Here is a 16,906-nt window from a genome sequence, read left to right on the forward strand (position 1 = left end):
CACACCAGTTTTATAACTATGGAATCAAGCATGAGTACTATTGAAACTTTAAGAGATATGTCAGAGGTCTGGAGTTTGTTCAATGACATGCCGGATGATGCCACAATTGGAGTAGATTTAGCTGCGCTTTATCTGGGAGTCAGTGTTAAAACTCTTGCTCGTTATCGTCAGAAGGGAGATGGTCCGCATTATGTTCAGTACTACTCTTCTGGAAGCAAAGCCCGTAACCAGCGAGTCAATTATCTTCTTGGTGATCTTCGGGCCTGGCGAAATAGCCATAGGTTAAAAAGCTGAATGCATGCCATGTTGATCAGACATGGTGATTAGTCTTTACAATTCTTCATGCATTAACTTTTCTTAATGTATTACCCTATGGCAACAGAATGGTTTTTGACAGGCTATGAGAACTACGTATAGCGATTTAAAATGTTTCCTAAAAGATAGTCTCTATCTGAGATATGCTTCTCAGTTTAGCGGGTGGAGGAGATTGCTAGCATTTCAAAAAATAAAAGCTTAAAGCGAATGATATTAAATCTTATTGCGCTTAAAGAGAGGTGCTGAATAATTAAAAATGATGAATTCCTACACTTAATTATAGTAAAAGCTTATGAATCAGTCTTTTTACACCCAAGTTTGGTTTTAAAAGGTGACTATCAGCATTATTCGACTAGAATCAAGCTGTAAAGTATTTGTAGTAATTCATAAATTTTAATTTGGGGAATTTTGCAATGAGTGAAGAATTTAAACTTTTTGGTAGTATCCGAACCTTAAGAGCACAAGCACGTGGAACCTCTCTGGAAATTCTTGAAGAAATTCTCGAAAAGCTGACAGCAATCGTTGAAGAAAAGCGTCATGAAGAAGAATCGGGCATGAAAGAACGAGAAGAGAGAAAAGTAAAACTTAATGCTATTCGCGAACAACTTTTAGCAGATGGGATTGATCCTCAGGAATTACTTATCAACTCGAATCCACCTTCAACTACTAAAAAGCAAAAATCCAGTCGCAGTCCTCGCCCTGCGAAATATCGGTTCACAGATGAAGATGGTAAAGAGAAAAGTTGGACAGGGCAGGGGCGCACGCCCAAAGCTATACAAAAAGCTGTTGATGACGGTAAAAGTCTTGATGATTTCTTACTGTAAAATTATCTGAGTCATTTCATTAATGACAACCGGCAGGATTTTTACTGACGGTTGTTATTGTCGTTAGTATTAAGAAAAGCTAAAAATCACATCTAGATTCAAAAATATTTCTATTACATATAATAAAAATAAAGTGGTATAGATGCTACTTATGCAGCAATCGCTTTAAACTTTTGTGATTGCACATAATCACTCCACCACTGCATAAGTGCGTTTCGTTCGGCGAGATACTCCGCGCGATTATACGCTGCAACAATTTCGTCTTTCTTGGAGTGGGCTAGCGCTGCTTCAAGAACTTCAGATCTAAACTTACCAGACTCCTCGGCTGCTGTTCTCGCAATCGAACGCATACCATGAGCTACAAGCTCGCCTCCAAACCCCATGCGAATAATAGCGGCATTAGCTGTCTGTTCATGCATGTGTTGAAGTGGTGCTTTAATGCTGGGGAAAATCCATTCTCTATGTCCACTGAGCTGCCTCATTGTATCAAGAATGCGCAAAGCCTCTTTGCTCAAAGGAACCTTATGAGTTTTTTTCATTTTCATGAAATCAGCAGGAATGGTCCATAGCCTGTTGTCTGTATCGATGTCTGCCCACCTTGCTCGAACGGCTTCGCCCGGACGAACCCATGTTAACAATTGCCACTCAATCAGCAGCCTTGTCTCCATACGCACTGAAGCATTGGTCAGCGTTGTCAGGAAACGGGGTAACTCAGACGGGGGTAATGCAGGCATATTCTGCTTTTTAGGCTTAGTGAAACGCTGTGCGAGGTTATCAGCAGGATTAAACTCAATCAGTTCCTCAGTAGCCGCCCAGCGGAAAATTTCATTCAATCGGGAAATCACACGCCTTAGCGTTTCAAGAATTCCACGCTGCTCAATTGGGTCTAAGTGCTGCTTTAAGAGTTTGGGACGAATTTCCTTGATCGGAACATTACCTAATCCAGGAAAGACGTTTCGTTCAAGGCTACGCCAGATATCCTCTGCGTGGTCATTCGTGATCCCTGAAGTTCTTTTCTTCTCATCCAACCATTTTTTTGCAACCACCTGCAATGTGTGTTCAGCAGCCGCTTTTAAGGCATTCGCCTTCTCAGCATTATGCTGTTGTGGGTCAATCTGCTGGGCAAGAAGTGCGAGGTACTGGTCTCTTAGAGAGCGAGCCTGAGCTAGGGTGAGGTGAGGGTAAGTACCCAGGCTCATTTTTGTGCGTTTTCGGGTCGTCGGAACCGTGTATCTAAAATACCAGTTTTTCTTACCACCTTTTGCTGATGGTGAGATTCGCACAAACAAGCCCTCGCCGTCGAAGAGACTCACTTCCTTCTCGCCGGGCTTGGTGTTCCTGATTTGGGTATCATTTAGCTTCGTGACGACCTTAGGCATTTTTGGACCCTCTGATTTTGGACCCACACTGGTGGGCCTAAAGGAGGGTGTCATAAGGCGTAGACTCTAGCAACTCTTAAGAAATCGCGCAGGACACAAAAAAGCCCGCAGGGCTTGTGCCGTGCGGGCTTTCAGGACTTCAGCGGACAATTCTGGTATCGCCGCGAAAGAATTTTGGTGGAGCTGGCGGGAGTTGAACCCGCGTCCGAAATTCCTACATCCTCGGTACTACATGCTTAGTCTGGTCTTTACATTCGCTTGCCAGCTGCGGACAGACACGCCACTAACAAACTAGCCTGATTAGTTTTAACGCTTCAACCCCAGGCAGGGCATCCACGCGATCTCTTTTAGGTTTGACCTCTCTTGATCCCCGTCCTAAGAGCGGAGGCTAGGGAGAGAGGGCTCTAAGCAGGTTATTAAGCTGCTAAAGCGTAGTTTTCGTCGTTTGCGACTATTTTTTTGCGGTTTTTTAGCGAGGCCTACCGCACCTCGGCATGCACCTTGGGTTTCGCGAATCCCGTCGAATCCAGAATCAGCCCCAAGACTTCTTACTCTAGCAAAAAATTATAAAAGATTCCAGTGCTTAACGGCTGGCATTCTTCATAATTCGTGCTTTGTCCATCTTCCACTCGCGATCTTTAATGTCCGCGCGCTTGTCGTGTTCTTTCTTACCGCGTGCCACGCCAATCTTCAGTTTGGCCCAGGCGTTTTTCCAGTACAGCGACAGCGCGACCACGGTGTAACCTTCGCGGTTAACACGGCCGTACAGGGAATCCAGTTCACGCTGGTTCAACAGCAGCTTGCGGTTGCGCGTGGGATCGCACACCACGTGGCTTGATGCCACCGCCAGCGGCTGAAAAGTGGAACCGAACAGATAGGCTTCGCCATCGCGCAGCAAAATATAGCTGTCGCTGATGTTGGCTTTACCGGCGCGCAGTGATTTGACTTCCCATCCTTGCAACGCCATGCCGGCCTCGAACTCTTCTTCAATGAAGTATTCATGGCGAGCGCGTTTGTTGAGGGCAATAGTGGCTGAACCGGGTTTGTGAGCTTTTTTCTTTGTCATAGTGCGGCGTAGTCTACATCACTCAGTCTGTGGGCGCATCCCCTGTCCTGCGGGGCGGTAAAAAACACACTATTTTAGCACAGCTGGCAAAGGCGTGAATTTTTGTTTAGTAGCTTAAAATGGTATAATTCAACGGTTTTGTGACCAACAGGAACCATTATGGCCCAGATTAGCCGTTCAGCGCTGGTCCCGTATAGCGCTGAGCAGATGTACCGGCTCGTGAATGATGTGGATGCTTATCCTGAATTTCTTCCGGGCTGTACCGGCAGCCGCGTGCTGGATAACAGCGGTAACCAGATGACCGCCGCGGTGGATGTCTCCAAAGCTGGCATCAGTAAAACCTTTACCACGCGTAACACCCTGACCGATAACCAGAGTATTCATATGCAGCTGGTCGATGGGCCGTTCCGCAAGCTGACCGGTGGCTGGAAATTTATCTCGCTCGGCGACGATGCCTGCAAGGTAGAGCTTAGCCTCGACTTTGAGTTCACCAACATGCTGGTCGAGATGGCGTTTGGACGCATCTTCAAAGAGCTGGCCAACAGCATGGTGCAGGCGTTTACCCAGCGTGCCAAAGAGGTTTACCGTGGCTGACATCAGCGTTGAAGTGGTGTACGCGCTACCGTATAAACAGTATCTGCGTGAGGTTAGCCTGGAAGAGGGCGCCACGGTTGAGCAGGCGATTCAGGCATCCGGACTGCTGACGCTGCGCAAAGATATCGATCTGAGCAGCAACAAGGTCGGCATTTTCAGCCGTCCGGTCAAGCTGAGCGATAGGTTGCAGGATGGCGATCGGGTAGAGATTTATCGCCCGCTGATTGCCGATCCAAAAGAGATGCGCCGGCAGCGGGCAGAGCGCGCGGCAACGAAAAAGTAAATTACAGGCATTAAAAAAGGCGCTCAGGCGCCTTTTTTGTTGCGGCTCACTCAGTCTTCAGTGCCGGTGAGGCGCGGTTTGTTATCGATGTTCGTCAGCGTACCGTTGCTGTCGAAGGTCAGCGTCAGCGTCTGCTGCTTCACGCTCTCATGGCCTGGCTCCTGACGGAACACGTAATACCACACGTTGCTGCCAAACGGGTCGTGCATCATCGGCGTACCGAGCGTGTAAGCAACCTGCTGCTGCGTCATGCCGGTGTGAATCTTCGAAACGTCGTTGGCGACCAGGTAATTCCCCTGATTGATATCCGGACGATACACAACGCGCTCAAGGGTGGAACATCCGGCGGTCATCATCAACATTACCACTGCCGCGGCAGTCAGCGTTTTACAGCGCATCTATACATTCCTTTTCTGGGGCCAAACGCCTTTCATCAGGCAGTTTTGTTGCCATCAAATTCTGAACTCTGCATACGGCAGGCTTTATTATGGCGATATGACTGCCGATGATAATAAACCTTTGAGCTATTGGAAACCTCTACAGAGCAAGCATATGACCACCAGGCCGCAAAAAAGTGCGGTGTCAGGCTGCTAAAAGTTCTTTTGCGTTCGCCAGTGTGTTGCGTGTTACTTCGCTGCCGCCAAGCAGGCGCGCCAGTTCCTGCAGACGCGCACGCTTATCCAGCGGCTGCATGTGGGTTTCGGTCATCGCACCGTCGGTTTCTTTGCTGACGAAGAAGTGCTGATGACCACAGCCCGCCACCTGCGGCAGGTGAGTCACGCACATCACCTGAGTCGATTCGCCCAGCTGGCGCAGCATCTGGCCAACGACAGCGGCCGTCGGACCGCTGATACCGACGTCAACCTCATCGAAAATCATCGCCGGAGTTTCCATTTTCTGTGCGGTGATCACCTGAATCGCCAGCGCAATACGTGACAGTTCACCCCCTGAGGCCACTTTACCCAGCGGCTGCAGCGGCTGGCCCGGGTTGGTGGTGACACGGAAATCAATGCGGCTGGCACCTTCAGCCGTCAGCTGATCGGCATTGAATTCCAGCACGATGGCAAACTCACCGTGCGGCATGGCAAGGGTGCGCATGCTTTGCGTAATCAGCTGGCTCAGCTCCTGCGCCGAGGCAACGCGCTGCTGATGCAGGGCTTCAGCACAGGCCAGCGCAGCCTGATGATGAGCCACGACGTCGCTCTGCAGGCTTTCCTGATCGCTCTCCTGCTGCGACAGCTGTTCCGCTTCATCCAGCAGCTGCTGATACAGTACCGGCAGCGCTTCCGGTGAAACATGGTGTTTACGCGCCAGCGCAATCTGCCGCGACAGACGCTGCTCCAGCTCGTACAGGCGATTAGGATCGAGGTCGAGCCGTTCACAGTAGTGGCGCAGCTCATCGCTGGCTTCACTCAGCTGAATCGCGGCTTCTTCCAGCAGGTTAAATACGCCGCTGACTTTATCATCCAGCGAGACCAGTTCACTCAGCATATTACGCGCGCTGTAGAGCAGGCTTTGCAGGTTGGTGTCATCGCTGTCGGCAAGAATTTGCAGCGCCTGCTGGCTGGTGGACAGCAGCTGACCGCTGTTCGCCAGGCGCTTGTACTCTTCATCAATCTGCTCAAACTCGCCTGGCTGCGGCGCAAACTCGTTGAGTTCTTTCAGCTGATACTGCAGCAGTTCGCGGCGGGCTTCACGCTCCTGCGACAGCTGCTGATGCTGCGCCAGCGCGCGGCAGCTGTGGTGCCAGCGCTGATAGTGCTGACGCATCTCCGCCAGCCGATCGTCGTGTGCGGCGTAGGCATCCAGCAGGTGTTTCTGGTGATCGGTTTTGAGGAGCAGCTGATGCGCATGCTGACCGTGGATTTGAATCAGTAACTGACCGAGTTCGCGCAGCTGCGACAGCGGTACGGACGTGCCGTTGATAAAGCCACGTGAGCGGCCATCGACACTGATCACGCGGCGCAACAGACATTCGTTGCCGTCGTCGAGCTGGTTCTCCGCCAGCCAGCGCTGGGCAGACGGTGACGCTTTCAGCTGGAAGCGCGCGCAGATATCCGCGCGGCTGGCCCCCTGACGCACCATGTCTGCTTCAGCACGGCCGCCAAGGCACAGGCCCAGCGCATCAATCGCGATGGATTTTCCTGCGCCGGTTTCGCCGGTGATCGCCGTCATGCCACGATGAAAGTCGATCTCCAGTTCACGAACGATTGCAAAATTACTGATGGTCAGTTGTGCCAGCATACAATCACCTGTATGTAAAAACAGATATGGTTTTTCATACAGTATAAACTGGTTTTTTATCCAGTAAAGTAGCCGGCAGGCCTTTTCAGAATAATTTTTTTGACCATCCGAGTTTTGAGCTTAAAGTATTAAAATAATTATAGTTTTTTGGATGAATTAAATTGAGGTGATTGGCGCTGCGGCGAATCAGCACATCTTCCCCTTCCTGAATCGGCAGGGCGATCTGGCTGTCACAGCTGATCTCCAGGTCGCTGCGCAGCGAGGAAAAACGCAGGCGAATGGTGCTGCTACTGTTGATCACCAGCGGACGCGCCGACAGCGTGTGCGGGAACATCGGCACCAGTGCAATCGCATCAAGTGACGGCGTTAAAATCGGCCCGCCCGCCGACAGCGAATAGGCGGTTGAACCGGTTGGCGTGGAGATAATCAACCCGTCCGAGCGCTGGGAAAAGGCGAACACTTCGTCTATATAGACTTCAAATTCAATCATGTGCGCTACTTTGCCCGGATGCAGCACCACTTCATTGATGGCGCTGCCGATGCGCGGCGAACACTCTTCTTTGCATACCTGCGCTTCCAGCAAAAAGCGGCTTTCCACGAAGTAGTCGCCCTGCAGCACGTCATCCAGCTGCTGCTGCGCGTTATCCGGATCGAGGTCCGTGAGGAAGCCGAGATTACCGCGGTTGATGCCAATCACCTTGATGTCGTAACGAGCCAGCACGCGCGCGGCGCCCAGCATGTTGCCATCGCCGCCGACCACCACCGCCAGATCGGCGTACTGGCCGATGTCCGCCAGGCTGCCGGTACGCACATCCTGCAGGTTCAGCTCGCGGGCGATTTGCTGTTCCACGATCACGTCATAGCCTTTGTCAGTCAGCCAGCGCCAGAGCATTTCATGGGTGGTTAACGCAGTGGGATGGCGCGGATGACCGACGATCCCAATGCAGTTAAAGTGTTTGTTCATTTAGCGGGTGTTCCTCATAAGCCAAAACGGCCAGGCAATGTGATGGGTTCACTTGAAACCGTCAAACTGATCCCCATAATAAGCCAACCAGCGAGATGAATGTGCAAAACGCGGAGAAATTCATGAGTAGTAAAGAACAGAACACCCCAAACGAGCAAGTCTCAGACGAAATTCAACAGGAACAACAGCAGCCGGAAGCGGAGACAGCAACTGAGGTGGATCCGCGTGATGAGCGTATCGCCCAGCTGGAAGCGGAATTAGCGCAGGCGCAGGGTGGCGTGCGTGACGCCCAGCTGCGCGCGCAGGCTGAGATTGAAAACATCCGTCGCCGCGCCGAAATGGACGTGGAAAAAGCGCACAAGTTTGCGCTGGAAAAGTTTGCCAACGAACTGCTGCCGGTGATTGATAGCCTGGAGCGCGCGCTGGAAGTGGCGGATAAAGAGAACACCGAGCTGGCTTCGATGATTGAAGGCATCGAGCTGACGCTGAAATCACTGCTGGGTGCGGTGCGCAAGTTCGGCGTGGAAGTGGTGGGCGAAACTAATGTGCCGTTCAACCCGGATGTGCATCAGGCGATGTCGATGATGGAGTCTGAAGAAGTGGCGCCAAACCACGTGCTGATGGTGATGCAGCGTGGTTACACCCTCAACGGTCGCCTGCTGCGTCCGGCGATGGTTGCGGTATCGAAAGCCAAAGGCTAAGCCGCTCCCCTGCAACAACGGCCGCTGATGCGGCCGTTTGTGTTTTCAGGGCAGCACCGGCGTCCAGTCAATGGGCGTCTGGCCAGCCTGGCTCAGCAGCGCATTGGCTTTGGAAAAATGCTGACAGCCAAAAAAGCCGCGATGCGCCGAGAGCGGCGAAGGATGCGGTGCTTTCAATACGTGATGACGCTGCGCATCAATGATGCTGCCTTTCTTCTGCGCGTGCGATCCCCACAGCAGGAAAATCACCCCTTCGCGATGGGAGTTGATGGCGCTGATCACGTTATCGGTAAAGGTTTCCCAGCCGAAACGCGCGTGCGAATGCGCTTTGCCAGCTTCCACGGTTAACACCGTATTCAGCAGTAGCACACCCTGTTTCGCCCAGCTTTCAAGAAAGCCGTGCTGCGGACGCTGAAAGCCAGGAATGTCCTGTTCCAGCTCTTTGTACATATTCAGCAGCGACGGCGGAATGGCCACGCCCGGCAGGACCGAGAACGCCAGGCCATGCGCCTGATTCGGGCCGTGGTACGGATCCTGGCCGAGGATTACCACTTTAATATCGCCCAGTTCAGTGAGACGGAACGCGTTGAACACGTCCTTTTGCGGCGGATAGACCGTCACGCCCGCTGCTCGCTCTTCAGCTACCGCTTTCAGCGTTTCCACGAAGTAAGGTTTTTCTTTCTCTTCAGCCAGCACATCGTGCCAGGTTAGCTTCTCAGCCATCATTGACTCCCTGCAAATTGATGCCTTTAGCTTAGCGTGTCCGGCGGGGCAGCAGAAGGGTAAAAATAAGTTGAACAATTGCAGAAAAAGTTAATGATAAAAGTTGTTATAAATCAATTTATTAAGGTGAAAGCAAAAATTCTGGCCGGACGAAATTGATACAGATCAAAACGAGCCGGTCAGCGCGGTGATATACCAGAGCATCACATAACCCGAAGAACCGCGCTGTGCTCCTGCCGCAGCGCTAAGCCCTGGAGGCCTCTATGATTACCGGTATTCAAATTACTCAGGCACAAAATCCGCAGCTGCTGAATTCGTTCTGGCTGCTGGACAATGAGAAAGCCGAAGCCCGCTGCCTGTGCGCAAAAGGTGGTTTCACGGAAGATCAGGTTGTTGCAGTCAGCGATCTTGGCGAGATTGCTTACCGTGAAATTCCACTGGAGCAGAAACCGCAGGTGCGCGTTGAAGGCGGTCAGCACCTCAATGTTAACGTGCTGCGCCGTGAAACGCTGGAGGATGCGGTAAAGCATCCGGAAAAATATCCGCAGCTGACTATTCGCGTGTCGGGCTATGCGGTGCGTTTTAACGCGCTAACGCCAGAACAGCAGCGTGACGTTATCACCCGTACCTTTACTGAAAGCCTGTAATTGATCGGCTGACGAAAACGCACACAGCAATACAGGCCGCGCCGGTGCTTACTGGCGCGGCTTTTTTTATTTTCTGAAGAGAGAAGAGGGCAGGTTGAGAGATTTTACGCCGCGAAAGTGCTTTTTCAGCAGGCCAGAAAGCAAAAAACCGCCTCAGGGAGGCGATTTAATTGCCGCGATGCTGTTTTATTCTGCACCGCTCTCCGGTGTGCTGCTGCCGCTTGGCTTGCGGCGTTTACCGATATTTTTAGTATCGCGGTGACGTTTCTTCACGCGCGGTTTCTCTTCTTCTTTCGCTTTCTTCTCTTTGCGTTTCTCAAGCGCCTTTTTAGACGGTTTACCGGTGACTTTAGCACTCGGTGCACGCGTTTCCGGACGCAGCTCATCGATTACGCGCGATTTCAGTGGCTCGTTGACGTAGCGGCTGATTTTACCCAGCAGCGGATGGTCATGTGCCTCTACCAGCGAGATTGCGGTACCTTTGCGTCCGGCGCGGCCGGTACGGCCAATGCGGTGCAGATAGACATCGGCGGTGCGCGGTAAGTCATAGTTGATGACGTGGGTGACGTTATCAATGTCGATACCGCGCGCGGCGACATCGGTCGCGACCAGCACGTTAACGCGACCGTCATTCAGGCGTTTGATCGCTTCGTTACGGTTAGCCTGTACCATTTCGCCTTCGAGGTAGCTGCTGCGCAGGCCGGCTTCGTGCATCCAGGTCACCAGCTCATGCAGGCGCTCACGTTTGCGCACGAACACGATGGCGCGCTTCACTTCCGGCTGCTTCAGCAGATGCACCAGCAGTTTGGTTTTGTGCTCTAGGTTGTCGGCGCGGTAATACCACTGCTGAATCTTTTTGCGCTCGCTTTTGCTTGGATCGGCTTCAATCGCTACCGGATCGTTCAGCAGGCGCTCGGCGAAATCTTTGATGTTGTCGCCTTCCAGCGTGGCCGAGAACAGCAACGTCTGTTTGCGCCAGCGCGTTTCACCGGCAATGGTCTCGATATCCTGCGCAAAGCCCATGTCCAGCATGCGGTCGGCTTCGTCCAGAATCAGCGTTTCTACCGCGCGGCAGTCAAAGTTCTCTTCTTTGATGTACTGCAGCAGACGGCCGGTGGTCGCGACCACGATGTCCTGATTTTCACTGAACACTTCCGCGTGGTTCATATAGGCCACGCCGCCGGTGATGGTGGCGATATCGAGATGGGTATGTTTGGCCAGCTCGCGCGCCTGGTCGGCAACCTGCATCGCCAGTTCACGCGTCGGCGTGAGGATCAGAATGCGCGGCGGCCCTGATTTTTTACGCGGGAAATCGAGCAGGTGCTGTAAAGCGGGCAGCAGGTAGGCTGCGGTTTTCCCCGTTCCGGTTGGTGCCGAACCCAGAACGTCACGGCCTTCCAGCGCGGCAGGAATGGCCTCAGCCTGAATGGCAGTCGGGCGCGTGAAGCCTTTATCCTGCAGGGCTTCCAGCAGGCTTTCGTCGAGTTCGAGTTCGGAGAATGTGGTTACGGTCATGGTCTACCTCAGTTTGGGGCGCTGATTATAGACAGTTCAGCCACAATCTTCATCTGTTTGTGTTGCACAGGTGAAGGTGAATTCACTTCGCGACCACGTTACACTTCCGGCAGGAGCAAATTCAATGGTCGTTAAGCATGTCTCAGCCGCAACCGCCAGCGCGGGCGATGTTAAGAAAAGATGGATTCACGTTTAAGCAATTTTTTGTCGCGCACGATCGCTGTGCCATGAAGGTCGGCACCGATGGGGTGCTGCTCGGGGCCTGGGCGCCGGTGGCAGGCGTACGGCGCATACTGGATATCGGCTGCGGCAGCGGCCTGATTGCGCTGATGCTGGCGCAGCGCACGCCGGATGACGTCAGTGTCGATGCCGTCGAACTGGAGCGCAGCGCCGCCGCGCAGGCGCAGGAGAACGTCGCCGCGTCGCCGTGGGCGCATCGTATCACGGTACACGCGCAGGACATCGTCAGCTGGAGTGAGCAGGCAGAAAAACGCTACTCGCTGATTGTCAGCAATCCGCCGTTTTTCACCCCGGGTATGGCCTCGGCCAGCGTCGAGCGAGATACCGCGCGCAGCACGGCAACGCTTGATCATCCCACTCTGCTGCGCTGTGCGGCAGAGCTTATTGAAGAAGAGGGGCTGTTTTGCGTGGTGCTGCCCGCGGATGCTGGCGAAAACTTGATTGCACTGGCGCGCGCCGAAGGCTGGCATCTGCGCTATCGCTATGATGTGGCACCTTACGCGCAGCGACCGCCGAACCGGCTGGTGCTGGGCTTTTCACCTGCCGCAGGCGAACTCGTGCAGGAGCGTCTCGCCATTCGTGATGAGGATAAAAGCTATTCGGCGGACTGGCTGAGCCTGGTAACCGATTTCTATCTGTTCCGCTAGGCTACCGGCTGCAGCACCGTAGGCTGTGCCTCGGGCAGCGTATGCGAATAGTCGCGGGTGAAGTGCAGCCCGCGGCTCTCTTTGCGCGCCAGCGCACAGCGCACCATCAGCTCTGCCACCTGCACCAGATTGCGCAGCTCCAGCAGATTGTTGGAGAGGCGAAAATGCGCATAGTATTCATCTATCTCCTGCTGTAGCAGCGTAATGCGGCGCAGGGCGCGCTCCAGCCGCTTGGTGGTACGCACGATGCCCATGTAGTCCCACATTAACAGCCGCAGCTCGTGCCAGTTGTGCTGAATCACCACCCTTTCATCGGCATCGTCGACGCGGCTTTCATCCCACGCCGGCAGGTGATCGACGGCGTGCATCTGCGGCAGACGGCGCACAATATCTTCGGCCGCCGACCAGCCATACACCAGACACTCCAGCAGCGAGTTTGATGCCATGCGGTTAGCGCCGTGCAGGCCGGTGTAGCTGACCTCACCAATCGCATACAGCCCGTCGACGTCGGTGCGACCATGCTGATCCACCATCACGCCGCCACAGGTGTAATGCGCGGCGGGCACAATCGGAATCGGCTGCTGCGTCAGATCGAGGCCAAACGTCAGCAGCTTGTCATAGATCATCGGAAAGTGGGCACGCACAAAGCTGGCCGGCTGATGGCTGATGTCGAGATACATGCAGTCGACGCCCAGGCGCTTCATTTCGTGATCGATAGCGCGCGCCACGATATCGCGCGGTGCCAGTTCGGCGCGCGCATCGAAATCCGGCATAAAGCGCGAACCGTCCGGGCGCAGTAGCCAGGCACCTTCGCCGCGCAGCGCTTCGGTCAGCAAAAAGTTTTGCGCCTGCGGATGAAACAGGCAGGTAGGATGAAACTGATTGAACTCCAGATTGGCCACCCGGCAGCCGGCGCGCCACGCCATCGCGATGCCATCGCCGGAAGCGACATCCGGATTAGTGGTGTACTGATACACCTTCGCCGCACCGCCGGTGGCCAGCACCACGCTGCGGGCGCGGCAGGTTTCAACCTGTTCGCGATTGCGATTCCAGATCCATGCGCCCACCACGCGCCGCGTTCCGGGCAGGCCAATTTTATCGGAGAGGATTAAATCCACCGCGTTGGCGCGCTCAATAACGCGAATATTGGGATGGCTGAGCGCCTGGCTGACCAGCGTGGTTTCAACCGCACGCCCGGTGGCGTCGGCGCTGTGTAAAATACGGCGATGGCTGTGACCGCCTTCGCGCGTCAGGTGATAGCGCGCATTACCGTTATCCTGAGGCTCGCGATCAAACGCCACGCCGTTATCGATCAGCCACTGTACGCACGGGCGCGCATTGCTGGCGATAAAATTCACCGTCTCGCGATCGCACAGGCCTGCGCCGGCAACCAGCGTATCTTCGACGTGTGATTCAATGCTGTCGTTTTCATCAAACACCGCCGCAATCCCGCCCTGCGCATACAGCGTGGAGCCTTCGCTAATCTGCGCTTTACTCAGCACCGTTACCTGATAGTGCGGTGCCAGCCGCAGCGCCAGAGATAAACCGGCCGCGCCGCTGCCGACAATTAGTACATCACAGCTATGATCGGGAATGGGGTTCATGATGTTTAATTTACTAAACAAAAGGTCCCCCGAGCATAAGCCCGGACGCTGCTGGTGTGAAGTATTTTGAACAAAAAACGCGGGATAATTCGACGCAATAATCAGATTGTAATGCGATTTCAGTAAGTTATGTCTGAAAATAAGCGATTAGTGTTTTTTATACCAAACACGCTGAAAATTCAGGGAATAAAGGTGAAAAATGCGGCGTCATAGGGTACTCTGCCAGCGATTATCGGTGCCGCCAACGACACCACCAGTGCGGTAAGTCGCTACACTGAAAGACCATCAACAACAACGATGTCAGGGCACCGGTACAGAAAATATCAGGTCGTGGTGAACTTCAGGCCAGAACGGGACTCTAAGCGCATGCTTGCTCACAATAAATGAGATGTGCTGGCAGTTCACTTACGCATAAAAGAGATTTGGGGAGACATTACCTCGGATGAGCGAGCAGTTAACGGATCAGGTTCTCGTTGAGCGGGTTCAGAAAGGAGATCAAAAGTCATTTAATTTACTGGTGATCCGATACCAGCATAAAGTGGCGAGCCTGGTTTCACGTTATGTCCCGTCAGGCGATGTGCCTGATGTGGTTCAGGAATCTTTCATTAAAGCGTATCGCGCACTGGAGTCGTTCCGGGGTGATAGCGCCTTTTACACGTGGCTGTACCGCATTGCGGTCAACACCGCGAAGAATTATCTGGTGGCTCAGGGGCGCCGGCCGCCGTCCAGCGATGTGGACGCGATTGACGCGGAAAATTTCGAAAGTGCGGGTGCGCTAAAAGAAATTTCGAACCCTGAGAACTTAATGTTGTCAGACGAACTGAAACAAATTGTTTTTCGGACGATTGAGGCGTTGCCTGAAGATCTGCGTATGGCCATCACCCTGCGGGAACTGGATGGTCTGAGTTACGAAGAGATCGCCGCCATCATGGATTGTCCGGTAGGTACCGTACGTTCACGTATCTTCCGGGCCCGGGAAGCCATTGATAATAAAGTTCAACCGCTTATCCAACGTCAGTGATAACGGCTACTGGAAGGGTACCAAAACATGCAGAAAGAAAAACTTTCCGCTTTAATGGATGGTGAAACTTTAGATAATGAGCTGCTGGCGTCGTTATCGAAGGATGCAGATCTACAAAAAAGCTGGGAGAGCTACCATCTGATCCGCGACACCCTGCGGGGCGATGTGGGCGAAGTGCTGCATTTTGATATCTCTGCACGCGTCGCTGCCGCCATCGAAAACGAGCCGGTGCGCAAAGTGACTTCGTTGATCCCGGAAGCACAGCCGGAGCCGTCGCGCTGGCAGAAAATGCCGTTCTGGCGTCGCGGTGGCGGCTGGGTTGCTCAGATCACGCAGATCGGTGTGGCGGCCTGTGTGTCGCTGGCGGTGATCGTCGGTGTGCAGCACTACAATAGCTCACCGGCGGGCAGCGCGACGGAAACGTCGGACGCGCCAGCCTTTAATACCTTACCGATGATGGGTAAAGCGTCACCGGTCAGCCTGGGCGTGCCGTCTGATGCTTTTGACACCAACAGCTCAAATCAGCAGGTGCAGGAGCAGCGTCGCCGTGTGAATGCCATGCTGCAGGATTACGAACTGCAACGCCGTCTGCATGCCGATCAGGTGCAGTTTGAAAGCAATGCGCCGCAGCAGGCGCAGGCTAACGTTCCCGGAACTCAGTCGTTAGGAACTCAACAGCAGTAATGAAGCAGCTTTGGTGTGCCGTTAGCCTGCTGGCAGGCAGCCTGCTTTGGTCATCTACCGCCCCGGCGCAGACATCTGCGTCCGGGGCGTTGTTACAGCAGATGGAGCAGGCCAGCCAGAACCTCAACTACGAATTCGCCTATATCAATGTCTCACGTCTGGGCATTGAATCCCTGCGTTACCGCCATGCGGTTATCGACAATCGCGTATTCGCCCAGCTATTACAGATGGACGGACCGCGCCGTGAGGTGATCCAGCGCGGCAACGACATCAGCTATTTCGAACCGGGTCTCGATCCGTTCTCGCTGCCGGGCAACCACATTATTGATGCGCTGCCGCCGCTGATGTTCGCTGACTTCTCGCGCCTCGGCGATGCCTACGATTTTATTCCGGTAGGGCGTTCCCGCATGGCCGATCAGATGTGCGAAGTGGTGCGCATCGTGTCGCGTGACGGCACGCGTTACAGCTACGTGGTGTGGCTGGACGTCGATACCAAACTGCCGCTGCGGATTGATTTGCTGGATCGCGACGGTGAGACGCTGGAACAGTTCCGCGTCATCAGTTTTGCCGTTGATGAAGGCGTGCGCAATCTGATGCAGGGGCTGGAAAAAGCTAATCTGCCGCCGTCGCTGTCGTTACCGGCGGGCGACAAAGTGCAGCTCAGCTGGCAGCCAGGCTGGCTGCCGGCCGGTATGAAGCTGATTTCGCAAAGCCGGCGTGATATTCCGGCGATGAACAAAACCGTAGAATCCCGTCTGTACAGCGATGGCCTGTTCAGTTTCGCTATTAACATCACGCCTGCCGATAAAAGCAGTTCGCCCCAGTCATTGCGCACCGGGCGTCGTACGGTGCAGACCGAAGTGCGCGATAATCGTGAAATTACCGTGGTGGGCGAATTGCCGCCGACCACCGCCAAACGTATCGCGGACAGCATAGATTCAGGTGCCACAAAATGATGAGAGAATGGGCCACCGTAGTGGCATGGAAAGAGGGCGTCGCTACTCTGCATTCGGAAGCGAAAACCTCCTGCAACAGTTGTTCAGCGCGCAAAGGCTGCGGCAGCCATGCGCTCAACCAGCTGGGACCGAAAAACGCCCATGTGATGACCATCGCCAGTCCGGAGCCGCTGCAGCCGGGCCAGCGCATTGAGCTGGGCATTCGTGAAAGCAGCCTGCTCGGTTCTGCGCTGCTGGTGTATATGACGCCACTGTTTGGTCTGTTCCTGGTCGCGGGCCTGTTCCAGATGCTGTTCCACAGCGACCTGGCGGCGGCCTGCGGTGCGCTGCTGGGTGGCGTTGGCGGCTTTATTGTTGCCAAAGGGGTTTCCAGCCGGTTTGGCGATCGCGAAGCGTTCCAGCCGGTGATTCTCAGCGTTGCGCTCCCGCCTGATGCGCTACGGGTGGAAAACCATAGTTGATCCCCGTTCAGGCCGCGTATTGCGCGGCCTTTTCATTT

Annotated in this window: 18 protein-coding genes, 1 other RNA gene and 1 pseudogene; 11 read left to right on the top strand and 9 right to left on the bottom strand. The window is 54.0% G+C overall.

Annotation, left to right across the window (positions count from 1 at the left end; genetic code table 11):
- Positions 1 to 30 precede the first annotated feature (30 nt).
- Together F3J36_RS09140 and F3J36_RS09145 are read left to right on the top strand one after the other, a co-directional pair.
- Positions 31 to 291 (top strand): annotated as a pseudogene (locus tag F3J36_RS09140) (hypothetical protein); the annotation flags it as partial.
- Between the two features lie 437 nt (positions 292 to 728).
- A complete protein-coding gene (locus F3J36_RS09145) occupies positions 729 to 1,139 on the top strand; it encodes an H-NS family nucleoid-associated regulatory protein (protein WP_166719551.1) in 411 nt (136 codons plus the stop codon).
- Between the two features lie 149 nt (positions 1,140 to 1,288).
- On the opposite strand, the gene F3J36_RS09150 is transcribed toward F3J36_RS09145, so the two are convergent.
- The 3 genes from F3J36_RS09150 to smpB all read right to left on the bottom strand — a co-directional run bounded on the left by F3J36_RS09150 (position 1,289) and on the right by smpB (position 3,584).
- The gene (locus F3J36_RS09150) at positions 1,289 to 2,518 is read right to left on the bottom strand and encodes an integrase arm-type DNA-binding domain-containing protein (protein ID WP_166719552.1); all 1,230 of its coding nucleotides are present in this window, start codon (positions 2,516 to 2,518) and stop codon (positions 1,289 to 1,291) included.
- A 175-nt stretch (positions 2,519 to 2,693) separates the two neighbouring features.
- Positions 2,694 to 3,058: a transfer-messenger RNA gene (ssrA, locus tag F3J36_RS09155) on the bottom strand.
- A 43-nt stretch (positions 3,059 to 3,101) separates the two neighbouring features.
- Entirely contained in the window at positions 3,102 to 3,584 is a 483-nt protein-coding gene (gene smpB, locus F3J36_RS09160; protein WP_021506506.1) for an SsrA-binding protein SmpB, read from the bottom strand.
- A gap of 159 nt (positions 3,585 to 3,743) precedes the next feature.
- Between smpB and F3J36_RS09165 the strand changes: the two genes are divergently transcribed.
- Both F3J36_RS09165 and F3J36_RS09170 read left to right on the top strand, forming a co-directional pair.
- Positions 3,744 to 4,178, top strand: coding sequence for a type II toxin-antitoxin system RatA family toxin (locus F3J36_RS09165; protein ID WP_021506507.1), 435 nt, complete (start codon positions 3,744 to 3,746; stop codon positions 4,176 to 4,178).
- Positions 4,171 to 4,461: an RnfH family protein gene (locus tag F3J36_RS09170; RefSeq protein ID WP_166719553.1), complete on the top strand. Its 291-nt coding sequence runs from the start codon at positions 4,171 to 4,173 to the stop codon at positions 4,459 to 4,461. Before F3J36_RS09165 ends, F3J36_RS09170 begins: the two co-directional genes overlap by 8 nt.
- A gap of 50 nt (positions 4,462 to 4,511) precedes the next feature.
- Here the strand turns inward: F3J36_RS09170 and bamE are convergent, their stop codons facing one another.
- The 3 genes from bamE to nadK form a co-directional block, all read right to left on the bottom strand.
- The gene (bamE, locus tag F3J36_RS09175; protein WP_021506509.1) at positions 4,512 to 4,859 is read right to left on the bottom strand and encodes an outer membrane protein assembly factor BamE; all 348 of its coding nucleotides are present in this window, start codon (positions 4,857 to 4,859) and stop codon (positions 4,512 to 4,514) included.
- A gap of 184 nt (positions 4,860 to 5,043) precedes the next feature.
- A complete protein-coding gene (gene recN, locus F3J36_RS09180; protein ID WP_166719554.1) occupies positions 5,044 to 6,705 on the bottom strand; it encodes a DNA repair protein RecN in 1,662 nt (553 codons plus the stop codon).
- 85 nt (positions 6,706 to 6,790) lie between these two features.
- On the bottom strand, positions 6,791 to 7,669 hold the full coding sequence (gene nadK, locus F3J36_RS09185) for an NAD(+) kinase (protein WP_058758272.1): 879 nt from the start codon (positions 7,667 to 7,669) through the stop codon (positions 6,791 to 6,793).
- 122 nt (positions 7,670 to 7,791) lie between these two features.
- Here nadK and grpE point away from each other — a divergent pair, with 122 nt between their 5' ends.
- Positions 7,792 to 8,370 carry a nucleotide exchange factor GrpE gene (grpE, locus tag F3J36_RS09190; RefSeq protein ID WP_031279366.1) on the top strand — a complete coding sequence of 193 codons (579 nt, stop codon included), beginning with the start codon at positions 7,792 to 7,794 and terminating at the stop codon, positions 8,368 to 8,370.
- Between the two features lie 45 nt (positions 8,371 to 8,415).
- Here grpE and ung read toward each other — a convergent pair whose 3' ends face one another.
- The gene (gene ung, locus F3J36_RS09195) at positions 8,416 to 9,093 is read right to left on the bottom strand and encodes a uracil-DNA glycosylase (RefSeq protein ID WP_127834787.1); all 678 of its coding nucleotides are present in this window, start codon (positions 9,091 to 9,093) and stop codon (positions 8,416 to 8,418) included.
- 263 nt (positions 9,094 to 9,356) lie between these two features.
- Between ung and grcA the strand changes: the two genes are divergently transcribed.
- On the top strand, positions 9,357 to 9,740 hold the full coding sequence (gene grcA, locus F3J36_RS09200; protein WP_166719555.1) for an autonomous glycyl radical cofactor GrcA: 384 nt from the start codon (positions 9,357 to 9,359) through the stop codon (positions 9,738 to 9,740).
- 186 nt (positions 9,741 to 9,926) lie between these two features.
- Here grcA and srmB read toward each other — a convergent pair whose 3' ends face one another.
- Entirely contained in the window at positions 9,927 to 11,255 is a 1,329-nt protein-coding gene (gene srmB, locus F3J36_RS09205) for an ATP-dependent RNA helicase SrmB (RefSeq protein ID WP_021506515.1), read from the bottom strand.
- Positions 11,256 to 11,392: 137 nt separating this feature from the next.
- Here srmB and F3J36_RS09210 point away from each other — a divergent pair, with 137 nt between their 5' ends.
- Positions 11,393 to 12,142 carry a tRNA1(Val) (adenine(37)-N6)-methyltransferase gene (locus F3J36_RS09210; protein WP_166719556.1) on the top strand — a complete coding sequence of 250 codons (750 nt, stop codon included), beginning with the start codon at positions 11,393 to 11,395 and terminating at the stop codon, positions 12,140 to 12,142.
- On the opposite strand, the gene nadB is transcribed toward F3J36_RS09210, so the two are convergent.
- Positions 12,139 to 13,746, bottom strand: a complete 1,608-nt coding sequence (gene nadB, locus F3J36_RS09215) for an L-aspartate oxidase (protein ID WP_166719737.1) — start codon at positions 13,744 to 13,746, stop codon at positions 12,139 to 12,141. The genes F3J36_RS09210 and nadB overlap by 4 nt on opposite strands.
- Before the next feature lie 442 nt (positions 13,747 to 14,188).
- Between nadB and rpoE the strand changes: the two genes are divergently transcribed.
- Genes rpoE through rseC form a run of 4 tightly spaced genes read left to right on the top strand, consistent with a single transcriptional unit; the run spans position 14,189 to position 16,868 of the window.
- Positions 14,189 to 14,767, top strand: a complete 579-nt coding sequence (rpoE, locus tag F3J36_RS09220) for an RNA polymerase sigma factor RpoE (RefSeq protein ID WP_010617748.1) — start codon at positions 14,189 to 14,191, stop codon at positions 14,765 to 14,767.
- A gap of 27 nt (positions 14,768 to 14,794) precedes the next feature.
- Positions 14,795 to 15,451: an anti-sigma-E factor RseA gene (gene rseA / locus F3J36_RS09225; RefSeq protein ID WP_166719557.1), complete on the top strand. Its 657-nt coding sequence runs from the start codon at positions 14,795 to 14,797 to the stop codon at positions 15,449 to 15,451.
- Positions 15,451 to 16,407, top strand: a complete 957-nt coding sequence (gene rseB, locus F3J36_RS09230) for a sigma-E factor regulatory protein RseB (RefSeq protein ID WP_166719558.1) — start codon at positions 15,451 to 15,453, stop codon at positions 16,405 to 16,407. The genes rseA and rseB overlap by 1 nt, the downstream gene beginning before the upstream one ends.
- Complete coding sequence (gene rseC / locus F3J36_RS09235) at positions 16,404 to 16,868, top strand: SoxR-reducing system protein RseC (RefSeq protein ID WP_021506520.1); 465 nt, start codon at positions 16,404 to 16,406, stop codon at positions 16,866 to 16,868. Before rseB ends, rseC begins: the two co-directional genes overlap by 4 nt.
- The last annotated feature ends 38 nt before the right edge of the window (positions 16,869 to 16,906 follow it).

Source organism: Pantoea sp. Cy-640 (genome assembly GCF_011752635.1).
Lineage (GTDB): Bacteria > Pseudomonadota > Gammaproteobacteria > Enterobacterales > Enterobacteriaceae > Pantoea > Pantoea dispersa.

Coding starts and splice junctions, on each gene's coding strand:
- F3J36_RS09145 (WP_166719551.1), top strand. CDS start 729: ATGAGTGAAGAATTTAAACTTTTTGGTAGTATCCGAACCTTAAGAGCA.
- F3J36_RS09150 (WP_166719552.1), bottom strand. CDS start 2,518: ATGCCTAAGGTCGTCACGAAGCTAAATGATACCCAAATCAGGAACACC.
- smpB (WP_021506506.1), bottom strand. CDS start 3,584: ATGACAAAGAAAAAAGCTCACAAACCCGGTTCAGCCACTATTGCCCTC.
- F3J36_RS09165 (WP_021506507.1), top strand. CDS start 3,744: ATGGCCCAGATTAGCCGTTCAGCGCTGGTCCCGTATAGCGCTGAGCAG.
- bamE (WP_021506509.1), bottom strand. CDS start 4,859: ATGCGCTGTAAAACGCTGACTGCCGCGGCAGTGGTAATGTTGATGATG.
- recN (WP_166719554.1), bottom strand. CDS start 6,705: ATGCTGGCACAACTGACCATCAGTAATTTTGCAATCGTTCGTGAACTG.
- nadK (WP_058758272.1), bottom strand. CDS start 7,669: ATGAACAAACACTTTAACTGCATTGGGATCGTCGGTCATCCGCGCCAT.
- grpE (WP_031279366.1), top strand. CDS start 7,792: ATGAGTAGTAAAGAACAGAACACCCCAAACGAGCAAGTCTCAGACGAA.
- ung (WP_127834787.1), bottom strand. CDS start 9,093: ATGGCTGAGAAGCTAACCTGGCACGATGTGCTGGCTGAAGAGAAAGAA.
- grcA (WP_166719555.1), top strand. CDS start 9,357: ATGATTACCGGTATTCAAATTACTCAGGCACAAAATCCGCAGCTGCTG.
- srmB (WP_021506515.1), bottom strand. CDS start 11,255: ATGACCGTAACCACATTCTCCGAACTCGAACTCGACGAAAGCCTGCTG.
- F3J36_RS09210 (WP_166719556.1), top strand. CDS start 11,393: ATGTCTCAGCCGCAACCGCCAGCGCGGGCGATGTTAAGAAAAGATGGA.
- nadB (WP_166719737.1), bottom strand. CDS start 13,746: ATGAACCCCATTCCCGATCATAGCTGTGATGTACTAATTGTCGGCAGC.
- rpoE (WP_010617748.1), top strand. CDS start 14,189: ATGAGCGAGCAGTTAACGGATCAGGTTCTCGTTGAGCGGGTTCAGAAA.
- rseA (WP_166719557.1), top strand. CDS start 14,795: ATGCAGAAAGAAAAACTTTCCGCTTTAATGGATGGTGAAACTTTAGAT.
- rseB (WP_166719558.1), top strand. CDS start 15,451: ATGAAGCAGCTTTGGTGTGCCGTTAGCCTGCTGGCAGGCAGCCTGCTT.
- rseC (WP_021506520.1), top strand. CDS start 16,404: ATGATGAGAGAATGGGCCACCGTAGTGGCATGGAAAGAGGGCGTCGCT.